The organism is Kribbella albertanoniae (assembly GCF_004348455.1).
Taxonomy (GTDB): Bacteria; Actinomycetota; Actinomycetes; order Propionibacteriales; family Kribbellaceae; genus Kribbella; species Kribbella albertanoniae.
Map to the genome: position 1 here is coordinate 58,566 of NZ_SMKA01000003.1, position 14,860 is coordinate 73,425.

Here is a 14,860-nt window from a genome sequence, read left to right on the forward strand (position 1 = left end):
CGGAAATCGTTGTCCAATGGTAGTTTCCTGCCTTCGGAAGCCTCTTCCGTGCGAAAACATCATCCGGAGGTCCCGCCCATGCCTCGGTCCGCGCGATTCCGCGCCTTTCTGACAACGATCCTCACCACGGCCGCAGTTCTCGGAGCTGCCCCGTCCTCATCTACCGCCGCGACCACCGCCCCAGCCGCAGCCGGTTGTGACGCCGCGGCGGCCGGCTACACCACGGCACTGCAGATCAACCTGCCCACGTCTGCGAGCTGGCTCAACACGACCCCGCCGTACACGGTGAACAACACCGCCGCCATCGGCTCCAATTTCGATCGCGTCGGCTACTGCCTCGAGCTGAACGGCCCGCAGGGCGTTCAGTGGGTGTGGACGGCGATGGCGCCGTTCACCAGCGACGCCAGGCGACTGGGCCTGCAGACATCCACCGGACAGATCTTCCGGCAGCAGGTCGGCGACCTCGAGGTCGCCTCCAACGTGGCCGGCGTGACGACCGGCACAGGTCAGACCGGGTACGTCGAGATGTGGCCGAACCGGTACGACAAAGTCGCCAGCGGCCAGGTGCCGAATGCCTCGGAGAGCACGTACGACGCCGACGACAGCCCGACCACGGTTCTCGGCCACGGCTCGTTCCAGATCCACCAGATCGGTGCCACCAAGCCGTCGAGCGTGCCGGCCAAGCCGGTGCTCTCGATCAACAGGTTCAGCGAGTCGACCAGCAACGTCCTCGCGCTCGGCATCGGCGCCAACACCAGTGGGGCGCCCGACTGGACGCTGACCGACAACGCGGCGACGTACACGCAGCGCAAGCTGACCGTCTACGCCCGCCCGTCGCTGGTGAAGCTGACTGACATGCCGCAGGACCTGAAGCTGATCCCGCGGGACAGCCAGAACGGAGCCAACCCCGCAGTGGCCGGTGAAGTCACCGCCGCCGGGGTGGATCAGGTCGAACTGCGCGTCACTGGCCACGGCGAGACGCAGACCTTCACCGCTCCGGCGTCCGCGCCGTTCCGGTTCACGCCGCGCATCGAGGCGGGTCTGTGGGACTACACCTTCGAACTAAGAGCCACTGGGCCTGGCATCGACCGCGTCGTGGCCAGGCGCACCGGCATCGTCTCCGGTGACGTGTATGTGGTGCAGGGGCAGTCGAATGCCCAGGCAGCCAAATACGCCGGCGCCGCGAACGTCGAAGAGTCGCGCTATCTCAGGAGCTTCGGCAGCGCGACCGTCGAGTCTTCCCTCTCTGGCCCTGACCGGGTCTGGCACTACGCGACCGGCGACATCACCAAGCAGCCCGGTTCGGCCGGTCAGTGGGCGATCCGGATGGGCCGCCGAATCGTCGACACCTATGGAGTTCCGGTCGCCCTGTTCAACGGCGCGCACGGCGGGAAGCCGGCCAGCTTCTTCCAGCGCAACGACACCACCCCGAACGACCTGACGACCAACTACGGACGCCTACGCAGTCGCTTGCAGGCCTCCGGAGTGCTCAGCAAGGTCAAGGGCGTGTTCTGGTACCAGGGTGAGTCCGAGAGCGACAACGCAGCAGTCCACATCTCCGGCACCACTTCACTGCTGGCGGACTGGCGCACGGAGATGACAACTGCGAAGTACTTCGTCTACCAGGTCCGCACGTCCCCCTGTCAGAACACCACGACCATCAACCTCCGTGAGGCGCAGCGCAAACTCGGCCCCAGCCACGGCGTCACCCTGCTGTCGACAACCAGCCTGTCCGGTCACGACGGCTGCCACTACGCCTACGCCGATGGCTACCGCGAGATGGGCGACCAAACGTTCGCAGTAGTGGCCAGGGAGCTGTACGACGGCCCGTCGGCCGGCGTGGCTCCGCCGAACCCGGCAAGTGTCACCCAGAGCGGCAACACCCTCACTGTGAAGCTCCGGTCGACCGATCCGCTCACAGTGGAAGCCGGAGTGCGCGCGGACTTCCGGCTGGTCGGCTCCACCGTCACTGTCAGTTCGGTGGCCTACGAAGCCGGTGGCTCACTCAAGCTCACCTTGTCCGGTACGCCGACCGGTGCGACCGCACTCGTCTACCAGGGGCACCTGAAGTCGGGGCCGGCGATCACCAATGCCACCGGGACCGGCCTGCTGGCCTTCAGCCTCGCTATCAGCTAGCCGGTACGGCGCCGGCCCGCTCACTCAGCAACTCCTCAACGGCCTTGGGCAGAGTGGTCTCGAAGTCGAGCAGCTTTGCCCAGGTCAGGGTGACGGTGATCAGCGTCATCTCGGTGTAGAGACCCTTCACGCCGGCCACCCAGCCGACGTACTGCTCCTCGGTCATCACCTTGCGGCCGGCCACCAGGTAGCCCTCCGGGATGCCCTGGACCAGCTCGACCTCGGCGGTGCCGCGGAGCAGCAGCACCTTGGGCGGGAAGGCGCCCTTGTCGATGGTGAGGGCGACCTTCGGGTTCTTCTTCAGCGCGGCGACCTTGGCCGACTTCGGCACGGTGGCGATCAGCAGCTTGTCGCCCTCCATCCAGAAGCCGATCGGGATCACCCGCGGGTCGCCGTCCAGGCCGTCGTAGGCGAAGCGGGCCGGCTCGGGGCCGTTCAGCAGTTGCTGGGAGTACGGCTTGGCGAGGATCTCGGCGATCTGTTCGGCGTTCATGGTTCGAATCCAATCGGTGCGGTGGGTGCTTTCGTTGATGGGACGGAGCTGCCGGGCGATCCTCGACATCAGTAGGTTGGGGAATTGTGGAATCTTTCGGATTCGGTCCCGGAACCGTTCAGATCGCCGACGACGGCGCGGTCGCCCAGGTGCTGCACCCCGACGGCCGCGACGTGCTCCAGTACGCCGCGCCGCGCGCCTGGGGCAAGGGCTTCCTGATCACGGACCGCGGCAGCCACCGCTTCGACCACCCGGCACTCGTGCGCTGGCGGAGCACTGGACTCGACCTCCTCTACCAGCTGGGCGGTCTGGAGCTCCGGGTCGGCCGCCGCTTCGGTGAGCACTGGACGGAGACGTACGAACTCCGCAATCCGACCGGAGCGCCGGTCGAGGTCGGCTCACTCGCGATCAGTACGCCGTACCGCGATGTGTATCGCTCTAGTCGCGAGAGCCTCACCGGTGCAGTCCACGCGCACATCTGGACCGGCGGTGCGGACGCATGGGCCTGGGCAGTCCCGATGGACGGCAGTGGTCCCGGTCTGGGGCTACAGCTCAAGGAAGGCGAGCTCTGGGCGTACTCCGTCGAGTCCCGCGAACCAGACAGCAGCAGCAACACCCGCGGCCATCTCTACCTGCACATCACCGACCACGCACGCGCACCGCACGCCATGGGCGGTCAGCCGCAGATCACGCTCGCCCCAGGAGCGTCGTACCGCTGGACGTGGCAGCTCGGCTGGTACGACGACCTGTCCGCCTTCCACGCGGATCGCGGGCCACGGCTCGTTGCTGACCGGCTGGCGGCCGAGGTGGGGGGGACGATCGAGGTGCGTGGCCATGGCCCAGTCACTGCTCAAGAGCCTGGTCTGAAGTATGTCGATGCCGACGGTGCGCGAGTGGCGCTGCTGTTCCACGAGCCGCTGCGGGTGATCGCAGAGCGCCGCGTGCGGTTCGTTCTCGACCACCAGCGTCGTCCCGAGCTACCGGACAGCCGCCAGTACGCCTTCGTGCCGTACGACGTCGACAGCGGGCTGACCGTGCTGGCCGACGGCTGGCGGGACTGGTCCGACGGGCGTGAGCGGATCGGTATGGCGCTCCTGCTGCAGGAGGTCCGTGACCAGGGCTGGGGTGACCGGCGGGAGCTCGATGAAGCACTGGCTGGGTATGAGCGCTTCGTTCACGACTATCTGGTCGACGACGACGGCACAGTCCACGAGGACAGCGAGAATCGGGACCACATCAGGCTCTACAACTTCCCGTGGTTCGCACGGTTCCTGCTGGGCCAGGGTGACCGGGAGGGTGCAGCACGCGTCCTCAACCGGTACTACGAGCTGGGCGGCGATCACTTCCTCGCCTTCGATCTCGGGCCGCTCCTGACCGAGCTGGGACTGCATGAGCATCTCGTCCGGCATGCGCGCACGTTCCTCCAGTACGGCGATGAGCTGCCGCCGCATGAGGTCAACTACGAGCAGTCGATGGTGGCACCACTCCTGGAGCTCCTGGTCGCGGCGTACCGGATTGCACCGGAGGAGATCGACGGTGCCGAGCTGAGCCGCAGACTGCCCTGGCTGACTGCGTTCGCGGCCGACCAGCCCGACGTACGGCTGCGGCACGTGCCGATCCGGCACTGGGACGGCTACTGGTTCGGACGACTGCGACTGTGGGGTGACGTCTTCCCGCACTACTGGTCTGTGCTCAGTGCGGCCGTGTACGACGCCTGGCCGCGCGAACTGGTCACCGAGCAGCAGGCGGCCTGGCTGGATGCCGCAGCGGCTGCGATTCTGCGCGCGAACCTGGTCAACTTCGCCCCGGACGGTACGGCGACCTGTGCGTTCGTCTACCCGAGTTGTGTGAACGGCCAGCCGGCGCACGTCGCGGACCCGCTCGCAAATGATCAGGACTGGGCTCTCGTCTACGCCCTACGTTCTAACGATAGAAGGTGTTAAAAGCACCACAGCCGAGTGAGAGAGGCCACCGGCAGTTTACGAAAGATACCTACCTTCGCAGGGGTGGCGGATGGTAACTTCACGACACAGAAGGCCATCCGCCCTGGTGGCCGATCGTGGTGGGGGATATCGCCGTGGTTGCAGGAGTCACCGCCGGCTTCAGCCGGCAACCGCAGGAGTTGTCCGAACACGAGAAGCTCGTTCGCGAGCTGCTCCCCGATGATGTCGCCGATGCGTATCTCGAGCTGACGCACGCCGGTGCCCGCGTGGCCTATCCGGAGGACCCAGTCGACCAGGAGCTGCTCAGCCGCCACCTGGCCTACCTGCAGCACGGACCGGAGTTCGTCCTGCTCCGAGCCGTTGATCCGTTGATCGCCGTGACCGGCCTGCTGACCCAGGTCCACCACGAGCTCACCAAACAGCACGACCGGCTCTTGCAGGGCTATGTCGCTGCTGCCGAGATGCATCAGCTCCAGTTACATGACCGCCGGTCCGAGCAGGTGCCGTCGGTGCTGGCGCAGGTGCTGACCGATCCGGACGAGCTGACTGCCCGCTGGACGACGTCGATCCACACAGTCCAGTGCACGTACCGATCCATCCTCACCGACGAGGGCCCCGCGGCCGCATTGCCGTCGCTGATCAACGGGCAGTGCAACAGCATGACGTTCCGCGAGCTGTGCACACCGGAGTATCTCGCTGAGCACGGTGCGCACCTTGCGATCAGTGCCGGCGTGGAAGTACGCACGGTCCGCAACCTGCCGACCCGGATGGCCATAGTCGACGACCACTTCGCACTGGTCGGTCTGGCCGCGGGTGGTAGCACTGGCGCGCTACTGGTCCGCTCAGCACCACTGGTGGCCGCACTGACGCAGTACTACGACCAACTGTGGGAGTCCGCCACACCAGTCGTGCAGACGCAGACAACAGGCCTCGGCGGGACAGAGCGCGAAGTGCTCCGCCTACTGGTCCACGGACTCAAGGACGACGCGATTGCCCGCCACCTGCAGCTCAGCGTCCGCACAGTACGCCGTCACATCGCCGCCATCATGGAGTTCGTCGACGCCCCCACCCGCTTCGCGGCGGGCGCGGCCGCACAACGACTAGGTCTGCTGGGCTGAACTGGCCAATAGCGGAAGGTGTCCACTACTGACCTGTCCGGGTCGGGGGCGGGGCCCCACGCTGGAGCGGAGTACCCCGCCCCAGGAGGTCACCGCCCATGTTCCGATATCCGAAGTCCCGATTCCTCCGTCCTAATCCACGCGCGCAGTCCAGGCGCTGGATCGGCGTCACCGTCGGTCTGGCGCTCGTAGCCGCCGTGCTGCAACCTGCCACCGATTCCGCGGCCGTCCCGGCTGAACTGACCGACACGGCCGCCGAACTTCCGCTCGAACGTGATGACGAGGCAGCGGCCGTCGTCACTGCCAGGACAACTGGCAAGCCGGTGCTGATCACCGGCAAGACCACCGAGACCACCGAGTACCGCGCGCTGCCCTCGGGCAAGATCGAGGCGACCGTCGCCGCCGGTCCGGTCCGGATGCGGGACGAGGAAGGGGAGTGGATCGACGTCGACGTGACGCTGGTCCGCCAGGCCGACGGTTCGGTCGCTCCCGAAGCTCACCCGTACGGGCTGAAGCTTGCCGGTGCCACCACCGGCAAGGGAGACCACGAACTGGTGACGCTCGGGACGACCGGCAGGAGTTCCAGCCTCGGCTGGGCCGGACCGTTGCCGGCCCCCGAACTAGCCGGCAACATCGCCACGTACCGCGACGTGAAGCCCGGCGTGGACCTCGTCGTCGAGGCGACCCGGACGGGCTACCAGCAGCACCTGCTGGTGAAGAGCAAGGCCGCTGTCGCCCAGGTCAAGCAACTCCGGATGCCGTGGAAGACGGACGGCCTGACCACCAAGCTGGACGGCAAGGGCGGTCTGAAGGTCACGTCCGGCACCGTGAGCCGCGACGTACCGGCGCCACTGATGTGGGACTCGACCGTCGACCAGGCCTCCGGTGAGCACACCCGCACGGCCAAGGTCGGGCTCGGCCTGGCCAAGAACGCGCTGGTCCTGACACCGGACGCCGGCTTCCTGACCGACCCGAAGACGGTCTATCCGGTGACGATCGACCCGGCGCAGAGTTCGGGTGCGAGCTTCGACGCGTTCGTGCAGAACACCTACACCAGCGACCAGTCCGCGGCGACCGAACTGAAGCTCGGCAGCTACGACGGCGGTAGCACCAAGGCCAGGTCGTTCCTGCGGTTCGACAACCAGGAATGGCTGTGGGACAAGCAGATCCAGGCCGCCACGCTGAGCCTGTGGGAGACCCATTCGTACTCCTGCGCTGCGGCGGGTTGGGAGGCATGGCGCACCGAGGACGTCACCAGTGCGGCGCGTTGGACCGCGCAGCCGGCCGTACTGGAGAGGGTCGGTACATCGACCCAGACGAAGGGTTTCTCGTCGTCCTGCGGGGCCGGCTGGGTGACGATCCCGGTCACTGCGGCGTTCCAGCACACGGCGACCAACCACGCGACCAAGACGAATATCGGGATCAAGGCGGCGAGCGAGACCGACAACTTCGGCTGGAAGCGGTTCGCCTCCCGTGAGGCCGCGGCCAACCCGCCGTCGGTGACGGTCACCTACCAGACCAAGACCGCGGTGAACGCCCAGGCGACCGCGCCTGCGACGGTTTGCGGCACGGGTGCCGGAAGGCCGTACATCTCCACCCGTACGCCGCAGTTGCGGGCACAGATCAGCGATGGTCTCGGCGCCAAGGTGTACGGCAACTTCGAATGGCAGCCGATCGGCGGAGCCACCACCACGGCCACCGAAGGCCCCGGCGCATCCGGCGCCTGGCTGGGCACCACCATCCCCAGCGGTGCCTTCGTCGAGGGCGGCAGTTACGCCTGGCGAGTGCAGGGCACCGACGGTACGACGCCTGGCGCGTGGTCGGCCTGGTGCGAGTTCACCGTCGACACCATCGCACCCGCAAGTGCACCGACTGTCTCGTCCACGACGTACCCGGTCGGCCAGTGGTCAGGTGCAGCCGGTACGGCGGGGACCTTCACCTTCGGCTCCTCGGGTGTCGGTGACGTCGTGGCGTACGAGTACGGCGTCGACACCAACCCGCCGGACGAGGTGGTCAACGCGGCCACCCCGGGAGCGACCACCAGCATCAGCATCACCCCGACCGCGGACGGACCGCACACGTTGTGGGTCCGGACCAGGGACAAGGCCGGCAACCGGTCGCCGCTGACGGCGTACGAGTTCGCTGTCGGTGGTGGAGCAGTGATCTCACCGAAGAACGGTGACGTCAGCGCGGCCAAGACAGCGATTGTCGGCGCGGGCCGTACGACGGCCACCGGTGTCACCTACCAGTGGCGTCGCGGCGATACCGACGCCTGGGTGACGATCCCGGCCGCTCACGTGCAGGTCGCAGCCGGTGGCGGTGCCGTGACCTGGCCGCTGGCGACCAGTGGCGGCGGACAGTTCCCGAAGCTGAACTGGAACCTGGAGGCCACTCTGGCCGCGGTCGACACCCAGTCGATCCCGCGGGACGGACCGGTCCAGATCCGGGGCAACTTCACCGGTGGCACCGCTGCGTCGTCGGGCGCGGTGAAGCTCACCTTCGACCGCAACCTCGCGACGGCAGCCACTGAAGAGATCGGCCCCGGTGAGGTCAACCTGCTGACGGGCAACCTCTCGATGTCCGAGACCGACGTGTCGGTCGACTCCTACGGCAGCGACCTGACGGTCAGCCGGACCTACAACAGCCGTCAGTCGGCCAAGACCGACGATTCGGGCATGTTCGGCCCGGGCTGGATCTCCGGGGCCGTCGTGGACGAGGCCCAGACGCCGTACACGTCTCTCGATGTGTTCGGCACCCTGATCCAGGTCGGAACACCCGAGGGCGACACAGTCGGCTTCACGGCTCGCGACGGTGTCAACTTCGACCCCGAGGTGGGGCAGGCGAGTCTGAAGCTGACCTATGCGAGTGCGACCGACTCGTACAAGCTCACGGACGAGCAGGGCGCGATCGTGACGTTCGGCCGGGTCACCGGGACGGCGGCGGGCCAGTACTACCCGACGGCGACCACGCTGCCGGGCAGCAACCAGATCACCACCTACAACTGGGAGAAGGTGACGATCGGCGGTGCCGAGGTGGTGCGGCCGACCCGCATGCTGGCCCCGGTACCGGACGGCGTCAGTTGCGCGACGATGGCACGCGGCTGCCGGGCACTGAACTTCACCTACGCCACCGCGACCACAGCCACCGGCACTACCGAGGCGACCTGGGGTGACTACCTCGGGCGGGTCAAGGAGATCTCCTTCACCGCTTGGGATCCGGACCTGGCCACGCCGGCACTGCGGACAGTGGTGGTCGCGCGGTACAGCTACGACAACGCGGGCCGGCTGCGTTCGGCCTGGGACCCGCGGCTGGACTCCGGCAGCACCCACGTCGGCGACACCTACAGCTACCAGGCCGACGGTGTTCTCTCGACTGTCAGAACGGCCGGGCAGGAGCCTTGGCAGCTGAGCTACACGACGCTGCCGAACGACCCCGCCATCGGCCGGATCTCCAAGGTGTCTCGCTCTGCCCTGACCGCAGGCACTGCTGTCGAAACTGTTGTCTACAAGGTGCCTCTGTCTGGAGCAGGCGCACCGTATGACATGTCTCCCGGGCAGACCAAGCGATGGGGGCAGTCAGAAGCTCCCACTGACGCCGCGGCTGTCTTCCCGGCCGACCAGGTGCCCAGTGGCAACCCGGCAACCGGTGCGCTGCCGTCGAGTTGGGAGCGGGCAACGGTCAGCTATCTGGATGCCAGCGGTCGGGAGATCAACACCGCGTCACCCGGTGGCAACATCACCACCAGTTGGTTCGACGGTTTCGGCAACACCGTTCGCGCACTGACCGCGGAGAACCGCAATCGGGCTCTGAACCAGTCGCAGTCGGACAACGACGCCGCGGAGCAGACCCTGGCGCAGGCCTACTCGATGGTGAACAACTACTCGCTGGACGGAGAACGGCTCGAGACCACGCTGGGGCCGGAGGTAGAGGTCCGCCTCAGCACCGGCGCCACGGTCAGGGGTAAGCACCTGATTCGCAACACCTACGACCAAGGCGCGCCTACCACTGGCGGTCCGTTCAATCTGATCACTACCGCCGAGTCGGCGGTTCGGCTCTGGGGCGCGGGCGGTACCGCGGTCGAGGCAGACCGCCGGGTCACGACCACTGGGTACAACTGGTCTCTGCGCACGCCCACGGTGACGACCACCGACCCAGGAGGGCTGAACCGGACCGTCCGGAACACCGTGGACGCGGTCACCGGTCTCGACACCTCGACGACCCAGGTCGCGGGCGGTACGACCACCAACACCCCGGCCACGCAGAAGTTGATCTACTACCGGGCCACCTCCGGATCGGGGTACAGCGAGTGCGATCTCCGGCCCGAGTGGGCGAACCTGGTCTGCAGGATCCAGCCAGGTGGCCAGGCGGCCACCGGGCCTGAGCTGCCGGTCAAGGTCCAGACGTACGACATGTTCAACCAGCAGCGAGTACTGGTCGAGAAGACCAGTGCCGGGACACTGCGAACCAGCACCACCAGGTTCGACGCGGCCGGCCGCGTCCTGGAGGTCGAGGTCGTCGCGGCAGCAGGCCTCGGTACGGCGGTTCCGATCCAGCGCAACGTCTACGACCCGCTGACCGGCAACGTCCTCAGGACCCAGTCGGTCTCCGCCGGCGCGGTCACCGCCGAGATCGTCCGCAGCTACGACACCCTCGGCCGGGTCACCTCCTACAAAGATGCCGACGGCAACTTGTCCACCACTTCCTACGACCTGCTCGGCCGGGCGGCGACCACCTCGGACGGCAAAGCCACCCGGACCCACGGGTATGACTATCGAGGTCTGCTCACTTCGGTGAACGACAGCCACACCGGCACCTACACCGGGAGTTACAACGCTGACGGACTGCTCGTCAGTGAGACCTGGCCCAACGGGGTCAAGGTCGACACCCGGTACGACGAGTCCGGCGAAGCGGCCGGTATCACCTACAGCAAGCCAGGGTGTGCCTCCGGCGACTGCACGTTGTTCAGTGAGTCGCTGACCGGTTCCGGTACCGGCCAGACAGCCCGGCGGGTGTCCACTCTGTCCAGTCAGCTCTACCGCCAGGACGCGGCAGGCCGGGTCACCTCGGTCGAGGAGACCGTCGGTGAGAAGTGTGTGACCCGGACCTACGGGTTCAGCACTGCCACGGACCGGACGAGTAGCTCCGAGTACGGGCCGGCCGCTGACGGCAGTTGCCAGACGACGACCCCGGCGGCCTCGCGTACCTGGACCTACGACACGGCGAACCGGGTCACCACTGCCGGCTACGCGTACGACGCTCTCGGCCGGACCACGACCGTGCCGGCGATCGACACGGGAGCACGCGCGGCCGGGAACGTGACGGCCACTTACCACGCGGACGACCTGGTCGACACGGTCACCCAGGCCGGTCGCACGACGGACTACACCCTCGATGTCACCGGTGAGCGGATCCGATCCTGGACCGACAACTCGACCGGCGAGGTGGTGGGATACGTCAACCACTACGACGGTGACGAGGATTCACCGGTGTGGACCCAGGAAGGGACAACACGATTCACTCGGGTCATCCCGGGCCTGTCCGGCCTGACCGCGATCCTCGACAGCGACTCCGCCGTAGCGGACTGGCAGATCTCCGACCTGTCCGGCGACATCGTGGCCACCATCCACAGTGGTGACGAGGGGTTGTCCAGCACCAGCGAGGCCGACGAGTACGGCCAGCTCGGCGACTCCGAAGCCGTCGGCAAGCAGCGCTACGGCTGGCTCGGCGCGCACCAGCGAGCCGCGGACGCGCCGTCCGGGATCGTCTTGATGGGTGTCCGGCTCTACAACCCGGCCACCGGGCGCTTCCTGCAGATCGACCCGATCTGGGGCGCCGGCTGCAACGCGTACGAGTACACCTGCGCCGACCCGGTGGACAAGACCGACCTGGACGGCAAGTGGATGTGCTGGTCCAAGAAGTGTGTGGCCAAGGCACTCGCGAAGAAGTTGAAGGAACTCAAGAAGAAGATCAAGCGGAACAAGTACGTGCGGTGGGTCTGGCGCAAGGTCGTCAAGAACAAGTACGTGCAGGCCTGTATCAAGGGCGCCGGAGGGTCGATGCTGCGGAAGTCCTTCTGGGCCAAGTACAAGAAACTCCCGTACAAGATCGGCCGCTGGGGCGCGCAGGGCTGTGCGTTCGGCGTCGTCAAGACCTACGTCTGGAAGCGGGTGCGGCAGTGGCGGCCCAAGTACCCCTTCCCGCGCACATGGTGATCCGTTGATCCACTGATCCGCCCCGGGCGGCCCGCTGCTGGGCCGCCCGGGGTTCCGCCCAGAAAGGTCATGCGCATGTCTCCTGATCCCAGAGCGCGCTGGATCGGCGCGGCCGTCGGCCTGGCGCTGGTGGCCGGCCTGCTCCATGAACCGGCGACCGCCGTACCGGCCGAGCAACGCGCTGTCAGGTCGCTGGAACAGCCCGGCGAAGCCGCTGCTCTCGTCACTGCCAGAACGACTGGCAAGCCGGTGCTGATCACGGGCATGACCACCGACACCACGGAGTACCGCGCGTTGCCCTCGGGAAAGATCGAGGCGACCATCGCCGGTGGTCCGGTCCGGATGCGCGCTGCGAACGGCGCTTGGATCGCCGTGGACGTGTCGTTGGCCCGGCAGGCCGACGGCTCGGTCGCTGCGAAGGCCCATCCCTACGCACTGAGGCTGTCCGGGCCCGCAGGCCAGGGGGATCACGACCTGGTCGCCCTCGGCAAGCCTGGCAAGCGTTCCACCCTTGGATGGTCCGGTCCGCTGCCGGCTCCGGAGATCGACGGAACCAAAGCCACCTACCGCGAGGTGAAGCCCGGTGTCGACCTGGTTGTCGAGGCGACCAGGACCGGCTACCAGCAGCATCTGCTGGTGAAGAACCGGCAGGCCGCAGTACAGCTGAAGCAGATCAGGATGCCTTGGAGGACAGACGGTCTGACCACAAAGCTCGACGGCAAGGGCGGTCTGAAGGTCTCGGCGGGCACCGAGAGCCACGACGTACCGGCTCCGATGATGTGGGATTCGACCGTCGATCAGGCGTCCGGTGAACACCTCAGGCGGGCGCCGGTGGGACTCGGTCTCGCCAAGGGCGCGCTGCTGCTCACGCCCGACGCGTCGTTCCTGGCCGATCCGAAGACCGTCTACCCGGTCACCATCGATCCGTCGCAGAGTTCGGGCGCGAACTTCGACGCTTTCGTCCAGTCCAGCTACAGCACCGACCAGTCCGCCGCGACCGAGCTGAAGATCGGCACGAACGACAGCGGAGCCAACAAGGCCAAGTCGTATCTGCGGTTCGACAACCAGGAATGGCTGTGGGACAAGCAGATCCAGGCCGCCACGCTGAGCCTGTGGGGGCATCACTCGTACTCCTGCACAGCCACCGGGTGGGTGGCCTACCGGGTGGCCGCCGTGTCGAACACGGCTCGCTGGACGAACCGGCCGGCGCAGTACGAGCAGGTTGGAACCTCGACCCAGACCAGGGGATGGGGAAGCGCCTGCAGTGACGACTGGGTGACGATCCCGGTGACCGCGGCGTTCCAGTACACGGCGGCGAACAAGCTGACCAGTACCAACATCGGGATCAGTGCGGCGAGCGAGACCAACAACCTCGGCTGGAAACGGTTCGCGTCCCGCGAGGCCGTGGCCAACCCGCCGTCGGTCACGGTCACCTATCAGACCAAGACCGCGGTGGACGCCGTGGCGACCGCACCTGACACCACCTGCGCCACCGGCGCGGACCGGCCGTACATGTCCAGCCTGACTCCCCAGTTGCGGGCGCAGATCACCGACACCCTGGGAGCCCAGGTGTACGGCACCTTCGAGTGGAAGGTGGTCGGCAGCACCGTCAGCACCACCACGACCGAAGGCCCCGGCGCCTCCGGATCCTGGCTGGGCACCACCATCGCCGACGAGGCCTTCACCGAAGGCAGCAGCTACGCCTGGCGAGTCCGAGGCACCGACGGCGCGACGCCTGGCGAGTGGTCGAACTGGTGCGAGTTCACCGTGATCACCATGTAGCCCTGCTGTTTCACTGCAGGCTCGGAAGGAGCTTTTGCAGCGAGTCCATCAGATGCTTGTGCACGCTGGTGCCGTAGGAGATCCGGTGTGCACCGGCCGCGATCAGCTCGGCAGGTGTCGGTCCACCTGGCTTGGCGTGCGCATTGATTGGACCGCCGATCTCACTGACCAGCTCAGGCAGTACGTCGAGTGGCGCGAAGATCGGGTAGATGCAGTCCGCACCGGCCCGCCGGTAAATCCGGCCACGCGCTACTGCATCGGCCGGCGTGCCCTGCGTCAGGAACGTGTCCACTCGGGCGTTGATGACCAGGTCGGCCCCGGCAGTCGCCCGTACCTCGGCCAGATAGTCAGCGAACTGCAGCGGATCCACCAGTTCGTCGGCCAGCGAGTCCTCGAGGTTGCAGCCGACCGCACCGGTCTCCAGCAGCCGCTCCGCGAACTCCTTGGCAGGCAGCCCGTAGCCAGCTTCCATATCCGCAGTGACCGGTACCTCAACCGCCTGTACGACGCGCGCCACCGCCGACAGCATTTCGGCGGCCGGCGTCAGCTGACCGTCGTCGTACCCGAGGACACGTGCCATCGCGCCACTGCTGGTGGCGATCGCCGGTGCACCACCAGCCGCGATGATCCGCGCACTGACCGGGTCCCAGGCGTTCGGCAGGATCAGCGGCGGGCCGGAGTGGTGGCGGGCCCGGAATGCCTCGGCGCTCATGGCTTGTAGTGGCCGGGGGCCATCTTGCCGGTGATCCCGACCCGGTTCCACGCGTTGATCATGATGATCAAGGCGATCAACTGAGCCAGTTCCTTCTCGTCGAAGTGCTCAGCGGCCAGGTTGTAGACCGAGTCCGGCACGTGGCCGTCGCTGACCAGCGTGATCGCCTCGGTCAGCTCGAGGGCGGCCTGCTCCTGCTCGGTGAACAGGTTGCGGGACTCGCGCCAGACCGGCAGCAGGTTCAGCTTCTGCTGGGGACCTTCGCCGTGCAGGTAGTCGAGGCTGTGCATGTCGGCGCAGTACGCGCAGCCGTTGATCTGGGAGGCGTGCGTCCGGATCAGGTGGGCGAAGTTCGCGTCGAGGCCGGCGCCGGCGGTCGCGTCCAGCGCGTTCAGAGCCTGGTAGAACTCCGGGGCCAGGTTGGCCAGCTTCACGCGTCGGGTTGTCGATGTGCTCATGGCTCC

Annotated in this window: 8 protein-coding genes; 5 read left to right on the forward strand and 3 right to left on the reverse strand. The window is 67.1% G+C overall.

The annotated features are described in order from the left end of the window. Positions 1-78 precede the first annotated feature (78 nt). Entirely contained in the window at positions 79-2,136 is a 2,058-nt protein-coding gene (locus E1261_RS01725; RefSeq protein ID WP_132400661.1) for a sialate O-acetylesterase, read from the forward strand. Here the strand turns inward: E1261_RS01725 and E1261_RS01730 are convergent. Then, on the reverse strand, positions 2,129-2,629 hold the full coding sequence (locus E1261_RS01730) for a pyridoxamine 5'-phosphate oxidase family protein (protein ID WP_132400664.1): 501 nt from the start codon (positions 2,627-2,629) through the stop codon (positions 2,129-2,131). The two genes, E1261_RS01725 and E1261_RS01730, sit on opposite strands and share 8 nt — an antisense overlap. 86 nt (positions 2,630-2,715) lie before the next feature. On the opposite strand from E1261_RS01730, the gene E1261_RS01735 reads away from it, so the two are divergent. From E1261_RS01735 to E1261_RS01750, 4 genes are all read left to right on the forward strand, one after another. After that, the gene (locus E1261_RS01735; protein ID WP_238175944.1) at positions 2,716-4,572 is read left to right on the forward strand and encodes a hypothetical protein; all 1,857 of its coding nucleotides are present in this window, start codon (positions 2,716-2,718) and stop codon (positions 4,570-4,572) included. A gap of 134 nt (positions 4,573-4,706) precedes the next feature. Then, positions 4,707-5,690: a helix-turn-helix transcriptional regulator gene (locus E1261_RS01740; protein ID WP_132400670.1), complete on the forward strand. Its 984-nt coding sequence runs from the start codon at positions 4,707-4,709 to the stop codon at positions 5,688-5,690. Between the two features lie 98 nt (positions 5,691-5,788). Next, the gene (locus tag E1261_RS01745) at positions 5,789-11,902 is read left to right on the forward strand and encodes a DNRLRE domain-containing protein (protein WP_132400673.1); all 6,114 of its coding nucleotides are present in this window, start codon (positions 5,789-5,791) and stop codon (positions 11,900-11,902) included. Between the two features lie 75 nt (positions 11,903-11,977). Next, on the forward strand, positions 11,978-13,684 hold the full coding sequence (locus E1261_RS01750) for a DNRLRE domain-containing protein (RefSeq protein ID WP_165952308.1): 1,707 nt from the start codon (positions 11,978-11,980) through the stop codon (positions 13,682-13,684). Between the two features lie 10 nt (positions 13,685-13,694). On the opposite strand, the gene E1261_RS01755 is transcribed toward E1261_RS01750, so the two are convergent. Then, complete coding sequence (locus E1261_RS01755; RefSeq protein WP_132400678.1) at positions 13,695-14,396, reverse strand: isocitrate lyase/PEP mutase family protein; 702 nt, start codon at positions 14,394-14,396, stop codon at positions 13,695-13,697. Further along, entirely contained in the window at positions 14,393-14,854 is a 462-nt protein-coding gene (locus tag E1261_RS01760) for a carboxymuconolactone decarboxylase family protein (protein ID WP_132400680.1), read from the reverse strand. The genes E1261_RS01755 and E1261_RS01760 overlap by 4 nt, the downstream gene beginning before the upstream one ends. Positions 14,855-14,860 lie beyond the last annotated feature (6 nt).